The following is a 23,841-nucleotide window of genomic DNA, read 5'->3' as shown; positions in this document are numbered from 1 at the left end:
AGGACCGTTTATTTATATGTAAAAGGAAAACTAAGGTAATTGGAGAAAAGGTTATTAGGTGAGGTGAATTTACATATCTACTCTAGAGCTATCGCAAATGGAACAAACCATATATCGGTATTGTTTGCATATTACCCATAATCAATGGGATGCAGAGGACTTATCGCAAGAGGTTCTATTTAAAGTGTATAAGGTAGTTAAATCGGATCCTTCACGAGCGATATCAAAGGCTTATCTATATCGAATCGCCTTAAACGCATGGAAAGATAAAATAAAAATGGATAAACGCCGCATCCAGACCACAGATACGGATTTTAATGATTCATCATTTCATGATGGGGAGCTATTAACACGAGAGCTACTGGAAGCATTAGCTCACCGGTTATCACCACGGGCCTTAGTCATTATGTTGTTCATAGATGTTTTTGATTTTACTTCGAAAGAAACCGCCGAGTTCTTATCACAAGCGGAAGGGACCGTCCAGGTGACGCTGGGGCGAGCCCGATTGAGATTAAAGAAGCTGTCCCGTCGAATTGAGGTAGCTAGTACAGATCCTTTTGAAAGGGAAGTTCCCAAATCGTATGCCTCACAAATGGATTTGGATAGCCTCGTCAAAGCCTTCAAACAGAGAGACCTTAATGCGATATGCAGGTGTTACCTCGAATTGGCCAAGATACGGGTGAAAATCAGCAACATCCAATTGGTAAATGGGAGGATCGCTTTCTATTTAGAAGATCCAGACGGGAATCAATTTATGGTGACGGAAAAATTTTTTTAAACCCTCTGTTTGGTTTTTGGTGAATGTATCGTTTATTAGTTAAGTTCACATTAATACTTAAGGAGGAGATATTCAATGAGTCAAAGCCCATTTTTTGGTGTTGGTATTTTTGTCCCGGTCAGCGACCTGAAACGATCAACTGAATGGTATACCCGTGTGTTAGGATTTGAAATCATGCATAAAGATGAACCGAACGCTACTGTGACAATGATGAATGATAACAAAATCATTTTTTGTCTCGTGAGGTCCTACAACTTTATACAGAAACCATTTCCGAAAAATGATTATGGTGTAGGACAGTATTATAACTTTCATACGTACGATGTTGAGTCGGCATATAACCTGCTGCGGCAGCGAGGAGCCGATGTTGGTGAGATTGAGGAGTTCGACGGAATGCGAGGATTTTCACTTCAAGATCCTGATGGAAACAGATATGGGGTAGTGAACTAAGAGTTGAAAGTTTGGACCGCATGATCCGTTGAACTAACTGGGAACGATAGTTAAACATAAAGGGTTCCACATATTAGTCATGTATAATATGTGGAACCCTTTATTATATCTGACTTTCCTAAAATTAGGTCTTGATAAACTAGGAAAATAAAGTATTAGACTGACGAAGTTTCATTAAGCTAAACGGGCAGATTATTTTTTCATAGGAATGTAGTCCACCATCAAATACTACTCGTATGGAAAAGAATCTAGATAAATAATATACTAGCTATAACTGTTTTTTGTTGAGGTGAATCTAATGGATGAAATCAATGAATCAAAAGAAATTGTATTACAAATCGGTGTTGCCTTGAAAAAGTACAGAAAAGAAAAAAACATGAGCTTAGACGACTTATCGGAACTAACGGGCGTAAGCAAACTTACTCTGGGGAATATCGAACGTGGCGAGACAAATCCAACTTTGGCGATTATATGGAAAATTTCAAAAGGTATATCTTTACCGCTATTGGCTTTGTTCAAATCAGAAGACTCTGCTAGTTTGTATCGAGCAGGTGAAGGACTGCGATTTTCTAATGATCAAAAAAATTGGATCATTGAACCAATCTTTAAAAGTAACGATATTGAAATGTGTCGGGCTTACTTACAGCCAAATAGCTCGTATCAGCCTGAAGGTCATCATGTCAATACAACTGAAATTGCGACAGTCATGACTGGTTCCATTGAAATTCAAGTCAATGGAGAGATTTACACATTGAATCAATATGATACTATCAGTTTTCGTGCAGATTGTCCTCATTCTTATACCAATCATACGGATAGCGAAACAGTGCTCCATATATCCTTAAAGTACGATTTCTAAAGTCGAAAATTCAACTTATTAAATACAACTCTGAATTCCATGACGGGAATTTCAGAGTTGTATTTTTATTTTTAGACGAATAAAAGTATATTATAAATTACTTATTGATAAATAAAGTATACTATAATATACTTTATTTATTCGCGCGGATGTATCGTTTTTTTTCAATCAGCAGGAAGCAAATAATATGTAAGAATTCAGGAAGGAGAAATTAAGAATGCCGAATAAACAAAATAATAAAGCCGTACCATCCTCTATTGGGCTGATCATTCTCGGCATTATTGTTATTGCAGCTAATTTACGTACTCCCTTAACATCAGTCAGTCCTTTAGTGAGTCTGATAAGGGATGACGTTCATATTTCAAATACATTAGCAGGCCTGATCACAACGGTACCCTTGCTTGCATTTGCTTTATTATCGCCTCTAGTACCAAAATTAGGACAAAGGTATGGGGTTGAACGTATCATAATGATCGCCTTACTCTTTCTGACTGTAGGTATTGTAATACGTTCTTTATCTGGCGCAGCTAATCTGTTTATTGGGACAGCAATTCTTGGATTCGCAATTGCCGTATGTAATGTATTATTGCCAAGTATAATCAAAAGGGATTTCCCAAATAAAATTGGCTCCATGACAGGTTTTTACTCCATTTCAATGAGTTTATGTGGAGCGGTCGCATCGGGAATCAGTGTGCCTCTAGCCGTAAACGCAGGTCTAAAATGGCAAGGAGCATTGGGAATATGGGGGATTCTAAGTTTTGTATCAATCCTCTGTTGGTTACCCCAATTAAGAAATCAAACGAAGCAATCAACCACGACGAGTCAAAAAATGGCCAGCAACGATGTGAATGTTTGGCAATCCCTCATTGCCTGGGAAGTAACCTTGTTTATGGGTATACAGTCCATGGTTTTCTATGTTTTGATCGCATGGTTGCCTGAAATTTTAAAGCAGCAAGGAATTGATCCAAACCAATCAGGATGGTACCTCTCGATCATGCAGTTAGCTATGCTTCCATTTGCCTTTATTGTCCCCGTTATTGCTGGGCGCATGTCTAGCCAACGGTTGTTAGTGGTCATTACAACCATTTTGCTTTTGACGGGAACAGTTGGACTTCTTTACGGAAGCTCCAATATGATTCTGTTGTGGATCATCATGCTCGGAATTGGTGGAGGCTTCGCCTTTAGTTTGTCCATGATGTTTTTCGGGTTACGTACTGAAAATGCGCATCAAGCAGCGAAACTGTCTGGCATGGCACAATCGATCGGATATCTTTTTGCCGCAGTCGGTCCTGCTCTTATAGGATATCTGCATGATGCGACAAATAGTTGGAACCTGCCACTTTTCATTCTGCTTGGCGCTGCGGTCTTGCTCTTTTTAGTCGGTATAGGAGCAGCAAGAAACCGTTTTGTAGGTAGCCGAAATAGTTACGAGCTACCACGGAAAGGATGATAAATATGTTTGACAAAATAATGGTGACCATTGATAAAGCTGAAATAACGTACAAACTCCTTGATGCAACCATTGAAATAGCCCGAAACAAACAAACTCAAGTTACCTTGGTTAATGTCAGCCAGGAATATGTGTCGAATGGCATGACATTTGTACCAGAGAAATTCTTGGAAGAAATAATGAACGAAATGGAAAAAAGCGAGTTTGGAACAGCTGCAATAAGCCAAATCTAAATTTAAATTTGAGGGGATTAACCAAGGAACAGTTCATCTTAAGGGAGATATCCTGCACATGAGATATTAAAATATGCAGGGGAATACCGAGCAGCAACTCATTATTATTGGGAGCCGTGGACTAAGTGGAATAATAGAAATGATGCTTGGAAGTGTCAGCCACAAGGTTTCACAGCTATCAAGTTACCCAGTCCTCATTGTGCATTAACTCTTTCGGGGATTGCAGAGATGATGCATTGTTTTACTAAAGGGTAGGTTATTTGAATGACTACAGCGGCAGTCTCAGACTTTATTTTTCAAGTCTTGGTCCGCCGCTTCTTCTTTTAAGGGATCAGTCTAAAACTTATTTATCAAAAGCTGACGTTTCATCAATTCAAAAACCGCGTTAAATCAACGACTCCAGTCTAAAACTTTATTTTCACCGAACAGTAGTTTCTTTGGCAATATTTACGACAAAGTAGCGAACAAGGTGTTAAAAAGTCTTAGTGACGCGGATGATTATTGGTCTGTCACTAACTTTCGCTAAGCTTAGGGGCACGCATGTGGAGGAGCAGGCGACGTAGAGGCTCCTCTTCGTCATTAAGCTAAATGGCAGGATAGTTGAATCGCTTAGCCGAATATTCTAAATATGGAATTATTGCGGAGGTGGAAAACGTATACAAGAAACCGATAATTTATATGCAACTTATCGTCTTTATTGGATTAGTCAGTGCCATTTTTGTACTCTTAAATCAACAATCTCATACAGAAAATACAAACAAAAACAAGTCAATTATTATTAACTTTGACCAAGTGGATTTGGATCGTGTTGATGAAATGGTGAAAAGATTTAATGAGGGTAAAGGAGATAACTTAATGATTATTTCCCCGACAATAGATAGCGGTCCATTGATTCATGACATAAATTCAAATGGTAAAGAAATACATTGGATCGTTGATAACACACGAGACGCATGGGCGGGTACAGACAAAGGCAAGACGGAATTTGTCTGTAAATCAATTCGAATGAATGAAAGAGACGACGAGTTTTTTGATGTTGAATTATCTAAATGTAATAACTTCAAGGAAGATGAGCAACTGAGGCTAATATCATTTAGAAAAGAGATATTATAGTAGATGATTAGAAGGAATCATTATCTTCTGTTAACATACACTTAGCGTGGTACTAACGGGACACGATAGTAAACAGTTAATGGCTACCGTGTGGCAGCCACTAACCCAGCGGCTGGAGAGTTTAATTCCTCATCGAATACTCCAATTGAACACATTTACTGGTATGGTGGTGATTCCGTGGAAGATAATATTAAATTGTTACTTTCTTCTTTAAGTTGGAATCGACCTCTAGAAGAACAAACGTATGCAGTAAAGAGATTAATTAGTCTTACGGATAAGATTTCTGACTGTTTAATTACATATACAAGCAAAGATCAGTGGGATAATTGCATTAAGATAATTATTGAATTGGATTGATTTAACACCGTATATCATACTGGCTTTAGAACAAGCAGATTATGAATCAGATACAATTTGGATAACTTGGCTAAAGATTTTTATTGAAAAACTAAATCTCGTTAATCTTTTAGATGAAAAATCAGAAATACTTAAACAAGCTGAGTGGTAAAAGTAGCTCAAGGAGCGTGAAAACTTCCGGACGACAATTCATTAAGCTATCTGGAAACGATAGTGAAGGAGCTTGCCACGTGGCAGCTCCATTTTTTGTCGTAACAAGTAACTCACAGGATAGTTGATATTATTGTAGAAATATATTAGCAGTAGAGGAGGCATTTTGATGTATCCACGAGCTAATACATTAGGTCTAATTATTAAGAATAACCATATTCTTTTGGAGGAGCAGGAAGGTAAACATTCAAAAGGATTAGGTTTTTATTACCGTCCAATAGGTGGAACAATTGAATTTGGAGAGCGGTCAGATGAGGCGTTAATAAGAGAATTTAGTGAAGAGATTGGCGTTCAAGTAGTTATAAAACGATATATCACCTGTTTAGAAAATATCTTCAGAATAGATGATATTATAGGACACGAGATAACTCAGATATACTTAGTTGACTTTAAAGATAAAAGCCATTATCAGAAAGAACAATTTACTATACTTGAAGGGAATAAAGTTATTAATGCTAAATGGGTTTCGAAAGATGAATTATTTTTAGGGAAAAAGATACTTTATCCAAATGGATTAACAGAATTACTAAAAAACGAACTTTCCTAATTCACTTGGTTGGTGAATTAATGAGGAACGATTGTTATGGGGGCTTGCTTCAAGGCAAGCTCCATTTTTTGTTCATTCAAGTGAACGAGCAGTTTTGCTGTTTTCATCAAAATGAAGCTGTTTGAGTGGTGACAAGGGTATAGCACTTCCACCGCTCGAATATGAGTTAAATTTGAAGCGATATAAAGGAGAGGGGATTCCCATTATATGGTATAATTGAGAATCAACAACAGTATTTGTCTATATCTTGTTATCTATGGAGGAGGTTAATTTGAAAAAAACTATTTTAGTTCTTGTTGCGGTTTTCGCAATTATTGGTTGGGTTTCTTATCAGTACAGTTATAATAGCGTTGTTGATGCTTTTACAAGTGATAGTGCGAAGGAAACAACTGAAAATTCTGCGTCAAAGTTAATGAATACAAAACAAAAGTATTACTTTAGTCTTGTTAATACGAGCAAAAAGTCTGTCAGCTTAAAGAAAATTGAGCTGCAAGATTACAAAGGTATTAAAATTGGCGATCTAACAATTGACGGACAGCCTTTTACGGTTCAAAGTATTCCAAGTCATAGGGTGTATACGAGTGCTGACTCTTGGACAACGAATAACCAAAGAATCATAGTTGATTATGATGTAGAAATTCAAGAACCAGTAATACAAAATCCCAGAAGCATTTTGATTACATATACTTATCTTGGTCTGGAACATAAGCAAACTATAAAGATTAATGTATTAAGATAATTGTTTCTATAGGGGATAATATCCGAATAAAACATGGATTTCATTGCGATTTTGAGTTAAAGGAGAAATTGATTTATATGTCGATGGAAGAAGAGGAAATCCCTTTACTTAGAACTGGCTTTATTGCTGTAATGGGAATTGTGCATTAGGTTGGATAAGGGTTTTGGAAACAAGAGCCACAGCCAGTTCGATTGATAATTCTTTAACCGTAGCATGGATAGGTATTATATGGCTGTTAAGCATGGTTTGTTTTGTAAAGGGGTTATTGTTTCTAATTCCTAAAACTGAAAAAAAATGAACTTCAAATAAAAGAGAAGTTCTACACAAAGAAACCACTCCGTTGTCAGGAGTGGCTTTGTCTTTATATAACTGATGACTGATGTATATCTTATGGTCAAAATGAACTTTGTGCTTAGATACATTACGATGAACCGTACCATAATGACAGGTCAGGTCATTAAACTAACGGATAAACGATATTCAAAATATTTCCAATTAGTTCGGGGTTAAAGTAATGATTTTAATCTCAATTAAAACATAATTTGCATTTTCATGTTCCATATTCTGTAGAAGTTTGATTAACTTCACTGCAGCATTCCATTTTCTTTGCTCAACACAAGCCTGAACGATATCAATAAGTTCCCTGCTGAGATGTCATTTGAAACTGTTTCGTCATATAGACCAATTTTCGCCTCCTTTATAATCAATTTATATCTTTAGGTCATAGGCTATATGCTAACTTTTAGCAAAGAATTCGTTAGAAATTCATGAGAAATAACGAACTGCCACGAGTGTCGTTATACTGGAATGGAACTTCAGGTTTAGTATGCCCGAAGTGTGAATGTTACTATGAATACAAGGGAGAAGTCTGCCTCGAGGAAGGGATATTAAGAATTAAGTATGCGGCGTGCGAGAGAACAAGAGGCTGCTTAGAAAGGATGATTGGAAATCTCACAGGGAAGCAAGAAGCCAAAAAGCAAAAAGAAGAAACCACAATTGTCCGTAAGCAATTACCTGCTGTCGAAGCAGACAGTGAAGTATATATGTTTGACCTGTTTGGAGAGCGAAAACATACCGCTTAAAGTCGTGCAAGATTTTGATAGAATGGATAAAGGTGATTCCACAGTCCCTCCACAATTTACATGTGAAAGCTGTGATGGAACGATGTATCCAGAGTATTACAAAGGTATTCGTGGATATGAGTACAAGATAGCCGATGTACGTGCAACATAAAAAGGACCGTCAGGATGAACTTCCTGACGGTTTTTCTTAACCGTAGGATAGGTTAAGCTGAACCGTACCATAAGTAACGGAGAAAATCTGTTTTTGGGAAAACTTGGTGAGTACTAAGAAATTCTTATGAATGCTGGAAGTGTACTGCTGCTCCAAATGAAACCGACTGGATTACATTACAACGGAACAGCGTAGGCAACAACGGATTGGTCAATACCCTTCAGGTTATAAGTATGGGGTTCCAAATGTGGATAATCGACTTTGATACAGTGATAGGCATCGTCTGATATCAAGATTTCTCCGTTTTGGCTGCGCCTTGAATTCGGAAAGCCGAAGCGTAGGAGTTTCTTATTACTATTTGATCATACACATCAAGATGATGACAGAGAATCCTCCAAATTTTTATGATATGGAATTTTCAATAACTTTGTGTTGTTCATTGTTTTCAATTGCCACAGTAAGACGTGGTAAAGGTATACCTAACTTTTTTGCTTCTCTAACAACTTCAAGTACCGCAAACCCTGCTTTACTATTGTTGTATTCGATGAAAAGTCGTGGTAAGCTGCCCTTTGCAAAAATAACCTTGTTAAAAAGCGTACCGAGAATTGCTGGTGGAATCTTAGTTAACAGTAGAGAAATCATATCAATCTTTGCACCTCTAGCTTTAAGTACAGGGATGATTCCCCTCATATTCTTACCAACATTTGCGAATGAGTCACTATGATTCATGAGTGCTGGGAAACTTCCCATTTTTAACACCTCGGTCTCCATAGCCGCATTCATGGCAAAGTGATTCCATAGCCAGTTTTGCATATCCTTTATCCAACTAATTTTAAAATGAGCACTTTCAAATAGTTCTTTGACCCTGTTGTTAATATGTTCAGTGCCTACCCGTGGCTTTTCCAGAAATAGCATTTTCAAAAAGCCACCTCTAAGCCTATTGTCTGCGATGCCGCCGCCTCCTCCTGGGAACCCAAAGACAACGTTGTTCATAGACAATGGTGAGATCGATGATTTCAAATCTTGCCAAACGTTATTGAATATTAGAACAGGGGTGTTTCCAGCAGCAGTCGATAGTAATTGTGCTGCTTCTGGAAGTTGTTCCGTGTTGACACTCACAATAATGAGATCATAATTTGGGCTCAACTCCTCATGCAGTTTGACGTTCCAGCTTTCTTTTATTAGCTGTTTCCCTCTTCGTGCGTCCCACATTTCAAGCTCTATGTTGCTTCCGAAGGTTTCTTTTTTCCCTTTTCTAACGTAAAACTCAACTGTATGCCCTGCCTTTTCAAAAGCCCAAGCATATTGGGTCGATATTACACCTCTACCGAAGAATAAAATTCTCATAATTGCCTCCCAAATATATATATATTAATCCTTGCCAATGATCAAACAACGTGTTGTATAATGTTATTGTATAGATTCACTATACGCTCATCAACCATCAGATTTTTAATTTCTGTCGTATAATCGATTGAACAGAAAAATGGAGGCAAATAATGAATAAGCAACCTGAAATAACGGACAAAACAAGGCAAACATTTATAAATGTATTCTGCGATTTATATAGCCAAAAACCAATTGAAAAAATATCCATTCAAGAGATTGCTAACCAATCAGGATATAATCGCAGTACATTTTATCAATACTTTACGGATATCTATGAGTTGTTGGACTGCGTTGAAGAGCGCGTCTTGAAATCCATTAACGAGGAAATGGCAGGCAGAGAGTTTTCTACACATACTTTCCAAGATGCACTTCAATGCTTGGAAAATGCAGAGGAAATTTCAGTTCTTAAAGCCCTCTTGGGCGACTATGGTGCTGTTCATTTTGTTGAACGCCTGAAAAGAGAGATTCCCTTTGAGAGATTGATCGTGGACTTTCCAACAAATGATGTCTTAGCACCATACATAATTGAGTTTTACATATCAACATTAATATCTATGTTTCGCCTTTGGGTACGCAACGGCAAAGATCTATCGTCGGAAGAATTGGTCAAGTTGGTAGATAGCCTATTTGCAAATGGGATAACACCATATCATATCTTTGGTACGGTCAATCCGCGGCGCCCTGATTCGAATAAAAAGTAAGGGGTCGAGGAGAAAGAGCATGAGGGACTTTAATATCGGCTCATCTTGCCATTTGGCGGATATCTATTCGTATCCAAGTGGACATAACGCTTGAGCCTTTTTTTCTTAAAAGGCTCTGATAAGTTCTTTGCTGAAGTTTTGCTAAACAGATTTAAGACCAGCTGCAGGGAGCCGTATCATAAATAATGCAAATATTCTATTAATTTGTATTGCTCCAGTTTATAGTATTATAAACGAGACAAGTAATAGAAGAAGACAAGGATTTAGTGGCACTATTAAAGAGTATTACTATTTATTAATAGAATTGTTATTACAAGGAGAGTGGTTAAAATGAATGAGTTACTTCAGATGGGAGCAAATACAACTTTAAGTGCCACAAAAGGTAGTGTAACGGTTAGCCATGAAATTTCTACTTCGTTAGATATTTCTTTAACAGCATTCCTTCTAACTGAAGCGAACAAGGTGCAAGGAGATAGTGGGATCATAAATGGGGGGCGAAGATAATGACAGCCTTAATCCAAATTGAGCATGTCAGTAAATTTTACTATATGGGCAACGAGACGATTCGAGCGACATTTCGCTAGACATCGCTCAGGGTGAGTTTGTCGCTATTATGGGCCCATCCGGCTCAGGCAAGTCCACTCTGATGAATATTATTGGCTGCTTGGATGTTTCGGACGAAGGTCTGCACGTCCTGGATGGGAAGCAGATTCACTCGCTGAAGGATTCACAGTTGGCAGAGATTAGGAATCGGAAGATCGGGTTTGTTTTCCAAAGCTTTAATCTATTACCGAGGTTAAGTTCATATGAGAATGTGGAGTTACCATTGATCTACCGGGGAATGACAAGGAAACAACGAGAGCCGCTTATATTACTGGCGTTGGAAGCTGTTGATTTGATTGATCGTCGGAAGCATTTTCCGTCTGAGCTCTCAGGAGGACAACAGCAACGTGTTGCGATTGCACGCACGTTGGCAGGAGATCCGCCGATTATTTTGTCGGATCTCCTGCCAACAGGGGCACTGGATTCGAAGACGGGTGCGGAGATCATGGATATTTTCAGGCGGCTGAATGAACAGGGGCGGACGATTATTGTGATTACGCATGATCGGCAGGTTGCGGAGCAGGCGAAGCGGGTTGTAAGGTTCAGAGATGGGCAGTTAGTTCATTAAATAGTGGACGAAATATAAAAGAAATGGAAAGAGCCTTGCGATAAATCGTAAGGCTCTTTCTATGTACGCCCAGCATGGGCGTTATCTTTAGGGTAAAAGTCCCGAACGGGGGCTGGCGAGCGCCTACCGTAGCCAAGGGCAAGGGTGTCCATCGTGAGGTGGAATCTGAAGGAAGCTGGAGGCAAATGCACGAGCCAAGGTACACGAACTCAATTTGAGGCAGGGGTAGTCGGATGAGTCACCTTAACATGATGAAATCCAGAGCCGCCAAAGGCTATCTTTGTATACTTGAGTGGTCGCGGGCAGAAAGATGTCGTTCTTATCTGGGGAGGCCTGCGGAAAAAAATGCGAAGTGACTTCGTAACCGTAACCGAGAGGTTGCGCTGAATCCGCAGGAGTCAGCAGAAGCCATAGTACGCAAGTTGTTGCAACAGCTTGCGGAAGGGCTGAACCGAAAGGAGAGAGGAAAACGATGCGTTCGTATGAAGAGCAAAGACAGCAGAAAATCTCGCAAGAGAGCTCACGGCAAAGAGAAGCGGTGAAGCCGTTAGGGTATGTCGGAGTGCCGAGTTCTTCGTCGGTTGCAATTTGCCTTCGTTCATCAGCAGGCAATAAGAGAATAAATCTGCGAGTCTAGTGTCAAAGTTGTGGGAACTCAAGCAAAATAATACATGTAAATTACAGGAAGCCTCAATCAATTTAGATCATCCTCTATTACAGATTAAAGAACCTGCTACTTGAACTGGAGTGGGCTCTTTCTGTATACGCCCATTTCGGAGTTCGAGTGCTTTTTTATTACATGAAATAGAAATGTCTTATTTTGTCGTAAAATGAAATAAAAATTCATGCTGTTATTTGTGCAATAAAATAAAATTTCAAAATCTATTGACCCTCCAATTCTTTTTCAATAGTATAAAACAATAGTCATTCTAATAATTGGATACAAGGATGACAACTTAACAGGGGAGGGGGCGATCGAGATGGCCATTTCTAAGGTGCATAAGTTCCGATTAGCCCTTTTTTGGCGGCTTTTCACCAACTATTTCATTGTTATTTTGATTCCCGTTATTGTTGCCAGCATCCTTGCTCATGTGCTAGCAGTTCGTACGATTGAGAAGGATGCCGAAAAGCTCAATGATGTCGTCATTAGCCATTTCTCCAAGCAAACCGATACAGCTTTAGATTCACTCAAAACCAATATGATCAACATGCTCAGCTCCTCGAATTTAACAGGTCTTCTCAGAGTCGTTGACGATTCCAGGGAAAATCAGCAGCGCTCCGATCAGTTTCATGCCCTTAGAGAACAGTTGATGAAGCTACAGTCGGACAAATTGGTATCTAAGGTGTTTTTATATTTTGCCAATCATGACCTGGTAGCGGATGTCGATATTTATACGGATAAATCCTACTATTTTAATATGACTTACCCGCTCAATGAGCAGCAGAAAGTCGATTATCTTTCCCATTTTACCGGTAAAAATATGATGGATATCGTGGACTCGAGCTCGCTCGGCATGTCGGCCGTTATGAGCTATCCGTTTAATACGGAAAATCCAGAGGTTTATTTGGTCGTGCATTTTGATCAAGACAAGCTGAAAGAACAAATTTCCATTCCTGAGAAATGGGTTACAGGTACGGCGATTGCTACTAGCCAAGGTGAAATTTTGAATCAGCACGGCCTGACGGATAAAGAAGTTAAAGCTGTGCTGTCGCATACGCGTTCAAAGGTGATTGAATCACAATTTCTGGTTACCGATGAAATCGCCATGTCACTGGTGAAATCCCGGTTCAATGACGCTTGGTATTATGTTACGATCACAGATCTTCGTACCTTGATGAAACCAGCTTATATGACAAGATTGATAAGTTGGGCGTTTCTCGTCTTTTTTCTCGTAGTAGGCAGCGTTGTCTCGTATTATTTGAGCCGACGGTTGTATCGTCCTATTCAAGAAATTACCGATGAAAATAAAGAACTGTCACAACGGATGAACGGCATGTTCCCCTTGATGCAGGAGTTATTTATTACCAAAATTTTGCAGGGAGAATATCAAGACGAGCTGTCCATCGCTTATTATGCGAAGGAAATTGATTTTACCTATGACAAGCAGGCGATGCGTACAGTGCTATGTATTGCATTTCACTACAATGCGGAGGTGTATGACCGGCTGTCGGAGACGACGAAGTCATTCATGTTCGTGGAAATCAAAGAATTGATTCGCAAGTCCACCCCTTCGATGGTCTGGTTATGTCAGACGAAACCGGATGTGTTAGCATGCGTTGTCACCCATGATACGTTCCTGCATCTAGGGGAGGAAGAGGCTGCAGATATCACGAAATTGGTGCTGGAATCGTACAGCCAATATTTCAAAGCAACGATTGGCATCGGGAAAACCGTGAACGCGGCAGAAGAGCTGCATGAATCGTATGAACAAGCCTTATCTGTACTGCAGAATCGCGGATTGGATGCCGATGTGGAAATATGCCGGGGACCTCTGGTAGGGGAACGGACGCAGTGGGAAAGCTTTTTATCCGTACAGGAAGTGAACCGCATCTTCAATCAGCATAAAACCAAGGAGTATGAGCGGTTGCTGGAGTCTGTGCGCGAGAAGCTGGAGGATGGGAAACACAAGAATGCGACCGCCATGCAGGTAAAATACTTAAGTACGGACGTACTGAACACATGGATTCGTGCTGTAGAAACGGAGCACAACGATTTTAATGTGCCTTTTTTTTCTAGCTTGTACGATCGGCTCCATAGCTGCATGACGTGGGACGAATTAGAGCAAAGTTTCTTTGACATCCATCGTGTTTTATTCCGAACGGAAGAACCCCATCAACGCACACAGCAGTTTTCGGAGATTCTGGCTTATATTCACGAGCATTATAACGAGGAGCTTTCGATTGAATATTTTGCAGGGCTCCTCAACATGTCGAACGGGCATTTCAGCCGAACCTTTAAAGAAGCAGTGGGCGAGAAGTATGTGGAGTATATTGCTAAGTACAGGCTTATGAAGGCGAAGCAATTTTTGCTGGAGACAGATATGAAAATCGATGACATCGCGGAGAAAGTTGGCTACTGGGGCCGAAATTCGTTTATCCGAACTTTTCGCAAATATGAAGGCATCACGCCGGCCAAATATCGTACGATGCATCATTAAAGGATAGAGACTTCATTTTTTTCGAAGTCTCTATTTTTTCTTCCAGCACCATTAAACGGCCGAAAAACCGCATGAAATCGGGCTTGCAAAAAAAGAGACATGAGGTAATTATGCGTGCTTTACGGTTAAGCCCCGCTCTTTGTATAGTAAGGCCATCAACTTCCGCAAGGAGGAGGGGGGAGGCAGTATGATTCAGCGAAATGGGATAGGGTACGTATTGAAGAAGCATAGAGCGCTATATTTGTTAATGCTGCCGGGGATTTTATACTACATCATTTTCAAATACGTACCTATGTATGGAGTCATCATTGCCTTTCAGGATTATTCGATCGGCAGAGGCGTTTTGGACAGTAAATTTGTAGGCTTTAAACACTTTATTGAATTTTTTTATGTGAATCCGGATTCCTGGAAGCTGATTCGTAATACGGTCATGTTGAATGTCTATGATCTCCTCTTTCATTTTCCGGCGCCGATCATTCTGGCTATTTTTTTTCATGAACTTAAGAACAAAATGTTTAAACGCATCGCACAGAGCATCAGTTACATGCCGCACTTTCTATCAACAGTCGTTATTGCTGGAATTCTGGTCACGTTCCTGTCGCCACAAACCGGTATCATTAATTTTTTGCTGGTGAAGGTGTTTGGGATGGAACCGATTCTATTTCTTGGGCTGCCTGAATGGTTTAGAGCAATCTATGTCTCCTCAGAAATATGGCAAAAAATCGGGTGGGGAACGATTCTGTACTTGGCAGCTATCGCTGGGATTGATCCAACCCTGTATGAGGCGGCGAAAATGGATGGGGCGAACCGTTATCACCAAATGCGCCATATTACCTTCATTGGTATGGTACCTGTGATGATAATTCTGTTCGTTCTGACTCTGGGACATTTTATGGAAACAGGCTTTCAGAAAATCTTGCTGTTATACAACTCCATGAACTACGAAACTTCAGATGTGATTAACACGTTCGTCTATCGGCGCGGGATCCTGGATGCAGATTTCAGCTTCGCAACAGCGGTCGGATTATTTCAGTCCGTTATCGGTCTTATTCTCGTCATTGGTGCAAATCGCATAGCTAGGAAACACTCAGAAACAAGCCTGTGGTAAAGGAGGAATCCTATTTGAAAATTAAACAGTCAATAGCCTCCAGAATTTTTGACACATTGAACTATACGGTTATGATCCTTCTTATGATTGTGATGATATATCCACTAGTCTATGTGTTCAGTGCCTCGATTAGCGACAATGCACTGGTGTCAAGCGGTGATGTCCTTCTTTTGCCCAAAAAAGTAACGCTGGTAGCCTATAAGCAGTTGGCAGCTAACTCAGACCTATGGGTCAGCTACTGGAATACGATCCGCTATACGGTCGTTCATGTCATTCTGACATTGATTACTACGGCAGCTATGGCCTATCCGTTAGCGAAGAAATGGCTGCCCGGCCGAAAATTAATCCTGATGATGGCCGCGTTTACACTACTGTTCAGCGGAGGGATGATCCCAACGTTTCTCGTTGTGCAGAAGCTCGGCTTGTTGAATTCGATATGGGCCATCGTTCTGCCTTCGATGATTAGTACTTGGTATTTATTTATCATGCGGACATTTTTCGAAGCTTTGCCAGAAGAACTAGAGGATGCAGCAACGATCGACGGTTGTTCCTCCTTGCAGGTGCTGCTGCGAGTCGTCATGCCACTCTCGATGCCCGTCATGGCTACAATCGGACTATTCACAGCTGTGAACCAGTGGAACGCCTTCTTCGATGCCCTCATTTATTTGAACGACCGCTCTATGTATCCGCTGCAAATTATGCTTCGGAACATTCTGATAGCCGGTACAACGATTCAAGGTGAAGGCGATATGAGCCTGCTCCAAACGATGAAGTACGCCATCATTATGATGGCTACGCTCCCGATCCTATGTGTGTACCCCTTCATCCAGAAATATTTCGTTCAGGGGACAATGATCGGCGGTATAAAAGGGTAAGATCCGATTGTGACTTGTGCTAGTGACTACGGTAGTAAAGCAGCCTTTTAAACACATTGGGGAGGTTTTTTCATGAAAAAAAGAACAGTAGCAGCAGCACTATCGGCCGTAATGCTTTCCAGCTTGGTCGCAGGTTGTACGAGTGAATCCAAGGATACACCGGCATCAGGGGATACGAAGAAAGGGGAAGCGGCCAAGAAGCCGATCACCTTTTCCTGGCTGGCTTATGACCGTCCGGAGGGGAAAGTGCGTCAAGACTGGGAAATTTTCAAGGAAATTGAAGCGAAAACTGGCGTGAAAGTGGAGTTTCAAGTGGTTAGTCAGGAAGGCCTGAAAGAGAAGAAACAGATCATGATCGCGACCAACGCGGTTACAGACTTCATTCAGGTCGATACCCTAGAAGGCAGACAGCATGGGCCAGACAAAGTGTTTCTGAACCTGAAGGATTACATGGATAAATCCCCGAATATGAAGGCGTTTTTCGATAAATATCCGGAAGCCAAGGCCGTTGCCACAGGAGCAGACGGAGGGATTTACACCGTGCCAGTTATCGAGGGTGATGCCGAAGGCAAAGGATTCAACTTTATCTGGTATACCCGTAAGGACATTATGGATAAATACGGTTTGAAAGCGCCGACGACACTGGAAGAATTCTACCAGTATCTAAAAACTCTGAAAGAAAAACAGCCAGATACGTACCCATTGATCAATAATGCAATCGTTGGCGATACAGGGCTATTCACGACGTTCGGCAGAGCCTTCACAGGTATTCACGGCTTCTATAACGTTGATCCTGCTACGGATAAATATGCATTTGCGCCTTATCATAAAGGGTATAAGGATTCTCTCATCTTCCTCAACAAACTGTTTAACGAGAAATTATTGGATCCTGAATTCTCAATGATCACGCAAGCGCAGTGGGAGGAGCGGATTCTTAAGGGGAAATCACTGGTTACTTTCTTCTGGAAGGCTGATCTAGAGACTCTTATGGATAAGGGGCGCAAAGCAGGAACGGCTGATTACACGCTGGATGCAATTCCACAGTTCGCTGCTGATGGCATTAAGAACTATCAATTCTCGCGTTCTGTTGTAGGGGCTACGGGTCGTGCGATTTCCGCCAAGGTCAAAGATAAAGACAGAGCGGTTCAGTTCCTCGATTACCTGCTTAGTGAAGAAGGTTCGAATTACTTATCCCTCGGAATCGAAGGCAAAACGTATACGAAGGAAAACGGCGTACCTGTGTACAACAAGGATTTCGGCGCGTCGCCATTTACTACACTGCGGAAAGATTGGGGCGTCTGGTATGACATGGTCACTCTGGACAATGCCAAATCCCGTGCTGTATGGGAAAGCGGCTTAAGCGATAAGAGCAAAGCGATTAACAAGCTCTATGCACCGGTTATTATCCCGGCACCGAAGCAGATTGTTAAAACAAGTGAAGAGCTGGAGCTGGAAAAATCAAAACTGAACAATTTGAACAAGTATTTGGAGCAAAAATTGACTGAATTCGTGTCTGGTAAAACGCCGATTAACGATAAAACATGGCAAGAGTTTATTGATCAAACGAAAAAGCTAGGCGCAGATGAACTGTTGAATATGTACAATGCCGCTTACACTCGCACATACGGTAAAAAATAAACGCGTTGGCGCTGCACGGAGGCCCATTCACCCAGAACAGGCCTCCGAAATGGAGGGATGATTATGGCCGAAAAGATGAAGGTCATTGATGTGGATGTCCACAATGAGCAGAATGATTCTGATTTGCTGCCGTACTTGGCTGAACCATGGCGCTCACGCGTGGCTGCTTCAGGAATCGGATATGCCGGTTCCGGTTACTACTCACCGGTTGGCGTCATGAAGAAAGACGCTATACCGCCAGGCGGGGGCAAAGCGGGCTCTGACCCAGATCTGATGATCAAACAGCTGCTAGAAGACTATAACGTCGAATACTGCGTATTAACCGGTGTCGTGTATAACATATCAACGACGCATGATGCTGATTTTGCAGCAGTGATCTGTTCGGCTTACAACGACTTTTTAGCCGATAAGTGGCTTGGCAAGCATAAGGCTTTTAAGGGCGCTTTGGCAGTCGCCACGCAAGATCCGTATCTCGCTGCACGAGAAATTGACCGCATGGGAGGGCACCCGGACATCGTTGAGGTGATGATTTCCAGTGCAGCGCGTGCGCCTCTTGGTCAACGGCAGTTTCATCCCATTTATGAGGCTGCAGAACGTAATGGCCTGCCCATTGCGCTCCATCCTGGAGCGGAAGGCGGCGGCGGTTCAACCGCGCCTACGGCTGCAGGGTATCCGTCCCGTTACATCGAGTGGCACACGTGTTTGTCCCAGATGTTCATGGCTCATCTCGTGTCGATGGTATGCGAAGGAGTGTTCGAGAAATTCCCGCGTCTGAAAGTGGTGCTAACCGAAGGTGGTATTGCTTGGCTCCCGCATCTCATGTGGAGGTTGGATAAAAACTACAAAGCGCTGCGCTCCACAGTCCCTTGGCTCAAGAAGATGCCTAGCCAATACATCCGCGAGCATTGCTATTTGACTACGCAGCCGATCGAGGAGCCGGACAACCCACAGCATTTGATTGATTTATTTAATATGATCGATGCAGAGAATATGATTCTCTATTCAAGCGATTATCCGCATTGGGATTTTGACTCTCCAGATATGATCCTGCGAAGATTAAAACCCGAAGCCAAGAGGAAAATCTTTTATGAAAACGCCAAAAGCTTATATAACCTTTAAGTGATGGAGGAGCTTATGACGGTACACTATGTGTTGGAGGCAGATGAAGTTCCTGAAGGCGGCCACGCAGTCGTCACAATCGAGGGGAAAAGTATCGGTATCTACCGGATTAACGGTGCCTACTATGCGATCAACAATTATTGTCCGCACCAAGGTGCGCCGATGTGTGCTGGACTCGTCTCAGGAACGACGCTCCCGTCTGACGTATATGAATACGAATATGGAAAAAAAGGCGAGATCTTGCGCTGTCCTTGGCACGGCTGGGAGTTCGATATTCGAACCGGCAAGTCGCTGTTCAGTGAGAAAATCTGGTTGAAAACGTTTGAAGTGTGCGAGCTTGACGGCAGGATCGGTGTTAACTTGCAAAGGAAATAAAGATGGAAAAGATATTGAGAGAAAAATTGTGGAATAGCAGTACTTCTTTCAAAGCTGTCTCCCATGGTCTGGATAGACCTGAGGGAGACAGCTTTGTTTATGGGGGAGGGAACAATGGTCCGCTATTTTGCCGATCTCATCCAATAAACATAGGTCGGAGGCCAAATAAGCCCCTGTAGTTCTCTCGAGCGAGGCCTTTCATAAAAACGGGAGGCTTTTTTTGTTTTGCTTGCCGCGAAAAAAGCCGCGAATATAAAAACTTCGGGAATGGGATTAAGTTCTTGTCATTTATGACATCAAGTTATCTTCTCGATTTTCTATTGAAAAATCTTGACAAGTTATTGAAAAAATATACGAGGAGGCGAAATTATTGTCGGCAGCTAAAGCAACAAAGTTAATATCAACAATAGAGCCCGATAAGTTAACGCCTGAGCAAATTGAAATCGTACTTGGAATTCATTGGAAAGAAGACGAGGAAGCAACAGCAGACTGCGTCTTTGTTTTTTGTAACGATTTACAAGAGTTTTTTGGATATGATGAATATATATATCGAAAGGGGCAAACAAATTGAAGAGTAACAAACCAGTAAGTTGGAGGATCTAATTAGTGAGATTGAGCTTCTAATTGATGATAATTTTACTTTTATTAACACTAATACAGGCGAAGTTATCACATTAATGAGAGAAGAAATAAGAGCTGCGGAAGATGAAGAACCACTTGAAAAATTTCCTGACTGGCAAAGAGAGAATATTGAGAAAGCTATCAGCATAATTGAGGATGAAGACGGGGTTTACGTGGACTTTACATTAAGAAACAACTTCAATGAATATGAAATCATGGAGGATTTTATTGTAAGTCAAAAGGATCAAAAAAATAGAGAAGAACTGTATGGCACCATTCAAGGAAGAGGAGCTTTTCGAAGATTTAAAGATAGAATAATAGAATTTGGCGTTGATAAGCAATGGTACAAGTACAAAGAAAGTAAGATAAGGCAATTAGTATGGGAAGGTTAAGCTATCGAAGAACTATAATTCAACATCGAAAGGGCTACCGCGTTGTAGCCCTTTACTCTTTGTTAACGGGTTAAGCAGATTATTTATTCTTGTATGACCTTGATAGCCTTTATTTGTATCTCGGGGTTTTGATTTGTAAAGGTAATCGTATAATGATTATACGGCGGATTATGGGCTCCAGAAAATGTCGTTACTTTTAAAGTTGTCTCCCAATAATATTGTCCCCATGACGATAAATTCTTGATCTCCACCATTTTATCAACCCTGAATTGCCTCTCATCTTTATATTGCGAAAGCACTTTGCCTATCGAACCAAACAAAGTCCCCACAAATGCATTCTTTAACACATCACATGGCAATTCATCGTTGCTCTGATTATTTGGGCTGGCTTGAATAGGTGTTGCAATTGCGAAGAAGGCAACAAATACTACGAATATTATTTTACTTTTCATTGGTATTCCTCCTAATAGATTTAACTTGTTTTTCCACTTATTCAAAAGGACTATTCAATGAATGCCATTCTCTAACAGTAAACGATAGTTAAACAACTGAAGGGCTGCCGCGTTGCAGCCCTTCACTCCGCTTCTCGAGAGGTGGATTAATGACTTATTTAGCGATTAGGAAAAAAATGAGTCTCCGTGCTGCCGTCGTCATGAGTGGACCCACTGATTTGGTTGATCTCTATCATAAACGCACTGAAATTATGAAAGGGATTCTTGATCGTTTAGTTGGGCACCCCAGTAAAAATGCGGATGAATACATAAAACGCTCGCCGATTGAATGGGCCGATGATATAAATGTCCCCCTATTAATCTTCCATGGGGGGAAAGACGAGATGGTTCCTTCGCAACAAGTCAGAGATTTTGTGCGAAAATTAGACGAACTCAATAAAGACTATAGGTATGTGGAATACCCAGACTCAGACCATTCCCTTAGAGACAAATTTGATGAAGTCAGAACGAGAATAGTTGATTTCTTCAATGAGCAACTTAAGCAATAAGTGGATTAATGTTTCATCTATCGAGGAACTATAGCACAATAAACAGGGAGCAGTTTGCCGCGGCATCTGCTCCCTGTTTTCGTTCATGTAACGCGCAGATTAGTTGAATTCCGTTGAATTGAATCTTAAGTTGGGCGAACCTCTTTAAGAAAAAATGAATAAAAGAACCTCTTCGATGAAGTTTCGGAGAGGTTCTTGGTTATTCAGAAGGAAGGAGGAATAGTGAGTCCGAATTCGCTTCTAAGTCCCTGTATTCCTTCGTTCGTTACGCGGACTGCCCGTCCGTTAGGAAGTCTCTCAATCCACTTCAACTCGAACAATCGAGTGGTTATCGCGGATCCTAGACTTCCTGCCAAGTGATGACGTCGCTCGCTCCAATCTAAGCATTGTCGAGCAAAGTACCGACGTTTCTCGGGAATAACTTCGATTCCCACGCTCCAGTTCTGCAACTTTTCCTTACCCTCCGAGCTTAGCGCATAATCTTTCTCCGACTCTTCCAGCCATCGCATATCGACTAGTCGATCCGTAAGAGCGACCCCGATCTTGCCGGCCAAATGATCGTAACAAGTTCGGGCATGCCGTAAGTGATTAAGCTCGTCCGATTCGCGCAAAGAACGAATCGGCTTAGGAGGGGAAATCGCAAGGAGCGATTCTAGAGCGTGCGCTACTTCCTGATTGGCAAGACGGAAGTACTTATGTCTGCCGTAATTCTCGTGTAGCAGCAGGCCGCCCTCGACCAACTTGGCTAAGTGCGAACTTGCCGTCTGCGGCGATATTCGTGCGGCTCGAGCCAGATCGCTGGCGGGCAATGCTTTTCCTTCAAGCAAACTCAATAACATCGCAAGACGAGAGGGGTCGCCAATTAATTGAGCGGTCTCCGTGACGTTCGGGTTCATAATCAATTCACTCCAATCCCTTTGTTATTATGATTCGACCGCGACCGAAGTAATTTCATGGTAGCATAGAGAAACAAAACAAAGGAAGAGGAGAAGTTTATGAATCGTTATGCTTTCGGATTACTTATCGCGCTTGCCACATCTCTAATGGGCTCATCTTTTGCGGTCGGCAAGGTTGGACTGTCGTACGTCTCACCCCTGCTACTCGTAGGCATACGCTTTACGCTGGCAGGTGCTATTATGGCACTGGCCGTAACATTAAAAAACAGGCGTTTGCCTGTAATCACCCAGGATTGGGCTAGACTTATGCTTATTGGTGTTTTTCAGACGACAGCGGTAATGGGTTGTATATTCTTGAGTATGCGAACGATTCCGTCGGGGGAAACCTCGATTTTAACGTTCGTAAATCCGCTACTTGTCGTGGTCTTAGGAAGAGTGATTATGGGCTTGAGATACCGACTGTATCAATGGATAGGCGTAATCGTCGGATTTGCCGGCGTATTCGTAACGCTGGGATTCCACATGCAATTCTCGATAGGAACGTTACTCGGGCTAGGATCCGCGCTAGCATGGGCGATTGCTACCTTATTGGTCAAAAAATGGGGGGGGCGATTCGACAACTGGGTGTTGACGGCGTATCAAATGTTGTTTGGAGGATTGCTCCTCCTGGTGTTAAGCCTAAGTATGGAAACCCCGCGTCTTATTCTCAACTGGACCTCATCCGGAGTCATCCTCTATTTAGTGATACTAGGATCGATCGTCCAGTTTGCAACATGGTATTATCTGCTCAGCAAAGGAGACCCGGGCAAAACAAGCGCTTTTCTGTTTTTAGCTCCGTTCTTTGGCGTCCTGTCCGGATGGCTGATTCTGGGTGAGGTTATCCACTGGTATGTTTATGTCGGGGGGATTGGTATCTTCATAGGCATATTCTTGGTCAACTGGAAGGCTAAAAATAAAATCGGCAGGAAGATGGATTAGTTATGAATCGTTTGCTTTTTTCGGCGTTATTGATGCTAAGTCTCATCAGGGGAGGCTCCTTTTTCTTCATTAAGCATCTGCTTGACATTAACGCGCATTCAATCGTGTCAGTTGATATCGTCGGATTTATTTGTATGTTGGCAGCCACGTTGTGCTATGCGACAGGTTCACGGTTGTCAAAGCGGCTAAAGGGAGTAACGATGTATCAGACGACATTCGGCACACTGCTTTGCGCCATGATTGGTAGCGGAACCATAGCGTTCTCGATCGAGCCAGTTAACTTAAACCATTTTGCTTCGTTAACGAATATCGGTTTGGTCATCGGATTGGGTGTATTCGTATCCAGCCGGAAACGATCTCGTTTTGAAATGCCATCGGCAGGCTTTCGCCGTTAGAGAGATACCGTGAACCGTAACTTAGAGGACAGATGAGTTCATTACGTTAATTGGAG

The 23,841-nt window shown here is 41.6% G+C and carries 28 protein-coding genes and 1 pseudogene; 26 read left to right on the top strand and 3 right to left on the bottom strand.

What is annotated here, in order from left to right; genetic code table 11:
* Positions 1-97 precede the first annotated feature (97 nt).
* From ASG89_RS01175 to ASG89_RS36040, 11 genes are all read left to right on the top strand, one after another.
* Entirely contained in the window at positions 98-778 is a 681-nt protein-coding gene (locus ASG89_RS01175) for an RNA polymerase sigma factor (protein WP_057308468.1), read from the top strand.
* Positions 779-853: 75 nt separating this feature from the next.
* Positions 854-1,228 (top strand): VOC family protein, encoded by a 375-nt coding sequence (locus ASG89_RS01170; RefSeq protein ID WP_057308467.1) that lies wholly within the window; start codon positions 854-856, stop codon positions 1,226-1,228.
* Between the two features lie 298 nt (positions 1,229-1,526).
* Complete coding sequence (locus ASG89_RS01165) at positions 1,527-2,087, top strand: helix-turn-helix domain-containing protein (protein WP_057308466.1); 561 nt, start codon at positions 1,527-1,529, stop codon at positions 2,085-2,087.
* Positions 2,088-2,304: 217 nt separating this feature from the next.
* On the top strand, positions 2,305-3,537 hold the full coding sequence (locus ASG89_RS01160) for a CynX/NimT family MFS transporter (protein ID WP_057308465.1): 1,233 nt from the start codon (positions 2,305-2,307) through the stop codon (positions 3,535-3,537).
* Positions 3,538-3,542: 5 nt separating this feature from the next.
* Complete coding sequence (locus tag ASG89_RS01155) at positions 3,543-3,770, top strand: hypothetical protein (RefSeq protein WP_057308464.1); 228 nt, start codon at positions 3,543-3,545, stop codon at positions 3,768-3,770.
* Positions 3,771-3,843: 73 nt separating this feature from the next.
* Complete coding sequence (locus ASG89_RS38505) at positions 3,844-3,978, top strand: universal stress protein (RefSeq protein WP_082592542.1); 135 nt, start codon at positions 3,844-3,846, stop codon at positions 3,976-3,978.
* Positions 3,979-4,448: 470 nt separating this feature from the next.
* A complete protein-coding gene (locus ASG89_RS01150; protein ID WP_157276475.1) occupies positions 4,449-4,883 on the top strand; it encodes a DUF4362 domain-containing protein in 435 nt (144 codons plus the stop codon).
* 343 nt (positions 4,884-5,226) lie between these two features.
* Positions 5,227-5,391, top strand: a complete 165-nt coding sequence (locus ASG89_RS37315; protein WP_157276474.1) for a hypothetical protein — start codon at positions 5,227-5,229, stop codon at positions 5,389-5,391.
* Positions 5,392-5,559: 168 nt separating this feature from the next.
* Positions 5,560-5,997 (top strand): NUDIX hydrolase, encoded by a 438-nt coding sequence (locus ASG89_RS01140; protein WP_057308461.1) that lies wholly within the window; start codon positions 5,560-5,562, stop codon positions 5,995-5,997.
* Positions 5,998-6,268: 271 nt separating this feature from the next.
* Positions 6,269-6,736, top strand: a complete 468-nt coding sequence (locus ASG89_RS01135) for a hypothetical protein (protein ID WP_057308460.1) — start codon at positions 6,269-6,271, stop codon at positions 6,734-6,736.
* 938 nt (positions 6,737-7,674) lie between these two features.
* Complete coding sequence (locus tag ASG89_RS36040; RefSeq protein ID WP_157276473.1) at positions 7,675-7,818, top strand: hypothetical protein; 144 nt, start codon at positions 7,675-7,677, stop codon at positions 7,816-7,818.
* A gap of 553 nt (positions 7,819-8,371) precedes the next feature.
* Here ASG89_RS36040 and ASG89_RS01130 read toward each other — a convergent pair.
* A complete protein-coding gene (locus tag ASG89_RS01130) occupies positions 8,372-9,316 on the bottom strand; it encodes a ketopantoate reductase family protein (RefSeq protein ID WP_057308459.1) in 945 nt (314 codons plus the stop codon).
* 152 nt (positions 9,317-9,468) lie between these two features.
* On the opposite strand from ASG89_RS01130, the gene ASG89_RS01125 reads away from it, so the two are divergent.
* The 12 genes and pseudogenes from ASG89_RS01125 (at position 9,469) to ASG89_RS01080 (ending at position 20,516) form a co-directional block, all read left to right on the top strand.
* Positions 9,469-10,059, top strand: a complete 591-nt coding sequence (locus ASG89_RS01125) for a TetR/AcrR family transcriptional regulator (protein WP_057308458.1) — start codon at positions 9,469-9,471, stop codon at positions 10,057-10,059.
* A 330-nt stretch (positions 10,060-10,389) separates the two neighbouring features.
* A pseudogene (locus ASG89_RS36035) lies at positions 10,390-10,545 on the top strand (tellurium resistance protein); the annotation flags it as partial.
* 127 nt (positions 10,546-10,672) lie between these two features.
* Entirely contained in the window at positions 10,673-11,230 is a 558-nt protein-coding gene (locus tag ASG89_RS01120) for an ABC transporter ATP-binding protein (protein WP_321166458.1), read from the top strand.
* A 472-nt stretch (positions 11,231-11,702) separates the two neighbouring features.
* Positions 11,703-11,867, top strand: a complete 165-nt coding sequence (locus ASG89_RS36030) for a hypothetical protein (protein ID WP_200963410.1) — start codon at positions 11,703-11,705, stop codon at positions 11,865-11,867.
* A 343-nt stretch (positions 11,868-12,210) separates the two neighbouring features.
* A complete protein-coding gene (locus ASG89_RS01115) occupies positions 12,211-14,388 on the top strand; it encodes a helix-turn-helix domain-containing protein (protein WP_057308457.1) in 2,178 nt (725 codons plus the stop codon).
* Between the two features lie 187 nt (positions 14,389-14,575).
* On the top strand, positions 14,576-15,496 hold the full coding sequence (locus ASG89_RS01110; RefSeq protein ID WP_057308456.1) for an ABC transporter permease: 921 nt from the start codon (positions 14,576-14,578) through the stop codon (positions 15,494-15,496).
* A 14-nt stretch (positions 15,497-15,510) separates the two neighbouring features.
* Complete coding sequence (locus tag ASG89_RS01105; RefSeq protein WP_057308455.1) at positions 15,511-16,371, top strand: carbohydrate ABC transporter permease; 861 nt, start codon at positions 15,511-15,513, stop codon at positions 16,369-16,371.
* Between the two features lie 72 nt (positions 16,372-16,443).
* Entirely contained in the window at positions 16,444-18,009 is a 1,566-nt protein-coding gene (locus ASG89_RS01100; protein WP_057308454.1) for an extracellular solute-binding protein, read from the top strand.
* A gap of 57 nt (positions 18,010-18,066) precedes the next feature.
* On the top strand, positions 18,067-19,128 hold the full coding sequence (locus ASG89_RS01095; RefSeq protein WP_057308453.1) for an amidohydrolase family protein: 1,062 nt from the start codon (positions 18,067-18,069) through the stop codon (positions 19,126-19,128).
* Positions 19,129-19,143: 15 nt separating this feature from the next.
* A complete protein-coding gene (locus ASG89_RS01090) occupies positions 19,144-19,503 on the top strand; it encodes a Rieske (2Fe-2S) protein (RefSeq protein ID WP_057308452.1) in 360 nt (119 codons plus the stop codon).
* A 370-nt stretch (positions 19,504-19,873) separates the two neighbouring features.
* On the top strand, positions 19,874-20,074 hold the full coding sequence (locus ASG89_RS01085) for a hypothetical protein (RefSeq protein WP_057308451.1): 201 nt from the start codon (positions 19,874-19,876) through the stop codon (positions 20,072-20,074).
* A 19-nt stretch (positions 20,075-20,093) separates the two neighbouring features.
* Positions 20,094-20,516 (top strand): UPF0158 family protein, encoded by a 423-nt coding sequence (locus ASG89_RS01080; protein ID WP_057308450.1) that lies wholly within the window; start codon positions 20,094-20,096, stop codon positions 20,514-20,516.
* Positions 20,517-20,599: 83 nt separating this feature from the next.
* On the opposite strand, the gene ASG89_RS01075 is transcribed toward ASG89_RS01080, so the two are convergent.
* Positions 20,600-20,968 carry a DUF3888 domain-containing protein gene (locus tag ASG89_RS01075; RefSeq protein WP_057308449.1) on the bottom strand — a complete coding sequence of 123 codons (369 nt, stop codon included), beginning with the start codon at positions 20,966-20,968 and terminating at the stop codon, positions 20,600-20,602.
* Positions 20,969-21,072: 104 nt separating this feature from the next.
* Here ASG89_RS01075 and ASG89_RS01070 point away from each other — a divergent pair, with 104 nt between their 5' ends.
* Positions 21,073-21,516, top strand: a complete 444-nt coding sequence (locus ASG89_RS01070; protein WP_268795571.1) for an alpha/beta hydrolase family protein — start codon at positions 21,073-21,075, stop codon at positions 21,514-21,516.
* A 203-nt stretch (positions 21,517-21,719) separates the two neighbouring features.
* On the opposite strand, the gene ASG89_RS01065 is transcribed toward ASG89_RS01070, so the two are convergent.
* The gene (locus ASG89_RS01065) at positions 21,720-22,418 is read right to left on the bottom strand and encodes an ArsR/SmtB family transcription factor (protein WP_200963400.1); all 699 of its coding nucleotides are present in this window, start codon (positions 22,416-22,418) and stop codon (positions 21,720-21,722) included.
* A gap of 93 nt (positions 22,419-22,511) precedes the next feature.
* Between ASG89_RS01065 and ASG89_RS01060 the strand changes: the two genes are divergently transcribed.
* Positions 22,512-23,390, top strand: coding sequence for a DMT family transporter (locus ASG89_RS01060; RefSeq protein WP_057308446.1), 879 nt, complete (start codon positions 22,512-22,514; stop codon positions 23,388-23,390).
* Between the two features lie 2 nt (positions 23,391-23,392).
* Positions 23,393-23,785, top strand: coding sequence for a hypothetical protein (locus ASG89_RS01055; protein ID WP_057308445.1), 393 nt, complete (start codon positions 23,393-23,395; stop codon positions 23,783-23,785).
* The last annotated feature ends 56 nt before the right edge of the window (positions 23,786-23,841 follow it).

Source organism: Paenibacillus sp. Soil766 (assembly GCF_001428105.1).
In the GTDB taxonomy this organism is placed as follows: Bacteria; Bacillota; Bacilli; order Paenibacillales; family NBRC-103111; genus Paenibacillus_E.
Note: the sequence above shows the minus strand (reverse complement) of the source record. Positions and strands in the feature narration are given on the sequence as shown.

Coding starts and splice junctions, on each gene's coding strand:
- ASG89_RS01110 (WP_057308456.1), top strand. CDS start 14,576: ATGATTCAGCGAAATGGGATAGGGTACGTATTGAAGAAGCATAGAGCG.
- ASG89_RS01155 (WP_057308464.1), top strand. CDS start 3,543: ATGTTTGACAAAATAATGGTGACCATTGATAAAGCTGAAATAACGTAC.
- ASG89_RS36030 (WP_200963410.1), top strand. CDS start 11,703: ATGCGTTCGTATGAAGAGCAAAGACAGCAGAAAATCTCGCAAGAGAGC.
- ASG89_RS01160 (WP_057308465.1), top strand. CDS start 2,305: ATGCCGAATAAACAAAATAATAAAGCCGTACCATCCTCTATTGGGCTG.
- ASG89_RS01130 (WP_057308459.1), bottom strand. CDS start 9,316: ATGAGAATTTTATTCTTCGGTAGAGGTGTAATATCGACCCAATATGCT.
- ASG89_RS01175 (WP_057308468.1), top strand. CDS start 98: ATGGAACAAACCATATATCGGTATTGTTTGCATATTACCCATAATCAA.
- ASG89_RS01100 (WP_057308454.1), top strand. CDS start 16,444: ATGAAAAAAAGAACAGTAGCAGCAGCACTATCGGCCGTAATGCTTTCC.
- ASG89_RS01165 (WP_057308466.1), top strand. CDS start 1,527: ATGGATGAAATCAATGAATCAAAAGAAATTGTATTACAAATCGGTGTT.
- ASG89_RS01150 (WP_157276475.1), top strand. CDS start 4,449: ATGCAACTTATCGTCTTTATTGGATTAGTCAGTGCCATTTTTGTACTC.
- ASG89_RS01115 (WP_057308457.1), top strand. CDS start 12,211: ATGGCCATTTCTAAGGTGCATAAGTTCCGATTAGCCCTTTTTTGGCGG.
- ASG89_RS01075 (WP_057308449.1), bottom strand. CDS start 20,968: ATGAAAAGTAAAATAATATTCGTAGTATTTGTTGCCTTCTTCGCAATT.
- ASG89_RS01120 (WP_321166458.1), top strand. CDS start 10,673: ATGGGCCCATCCGGCTCAGGCAAGTCCACTCTGATGAATATTATTGGC.
- ASG89_RS38505 (WP_082592542.1), top strand. CDS start 3,844: ATGCAGGGGAATACCGAGCAGCAACTCATTATTATTGGGAGCCGTGGA.
- ASG89_RS01170 (WP_057308467.1), top strand. CDS start 854: ATGAGTCAAAGCCCATTTTTTGGTGTTGGTATTTTTGTCCCGGTCAGC.
- ASG89_RS36040 (WP_157276473.1), top strand. CDS start 7,675: ATGATTGGAAATCTCACAGGGAAGCAAGAAGCCAAAAAGCAAAAAGAA.
- ASG89_RS01140 (WP_057308461.1), top strand. CDS start 5,560: ATGTATCCACGAGCTAATACATTAGGTCTAATTATTAAGAATAACCAT.
- ASG89_RS01095 (WP_057308453.1), top strand. CDS start 18,067: ATGATTATGGCCGAAAAGATGAAGGTCATTGATGTGGATGTCCACAAT.
- ASG89_RS01060 (WP_057308446.1), top strand. CDS start 22,512: ATGAATCGTTATGCTTTCGGATTACTTATCGCGCTTGCCACATCTCTA.
- ASG89_RS01055 (WP_057308445.1), top strand. CDS start 23,393: ATGAATCGTTTGCTTTTTTCGGCGTTATTGATGCTAAGTCTCATCAGG.
- ASG89_RS01090 (WP_057308452.1), top strand. CDS start 19,144: ATGACGGTACACTATGTGTTGGAGGCAGATGAAGTTCCTGAAGGCGGC.
- ASG89_RS01125 (WP_057308458.1), top strand. CDS start 9,469: ATGAATAAGCAACCTGAAATAACGGACAAAACAAGGCAAACATTTATA.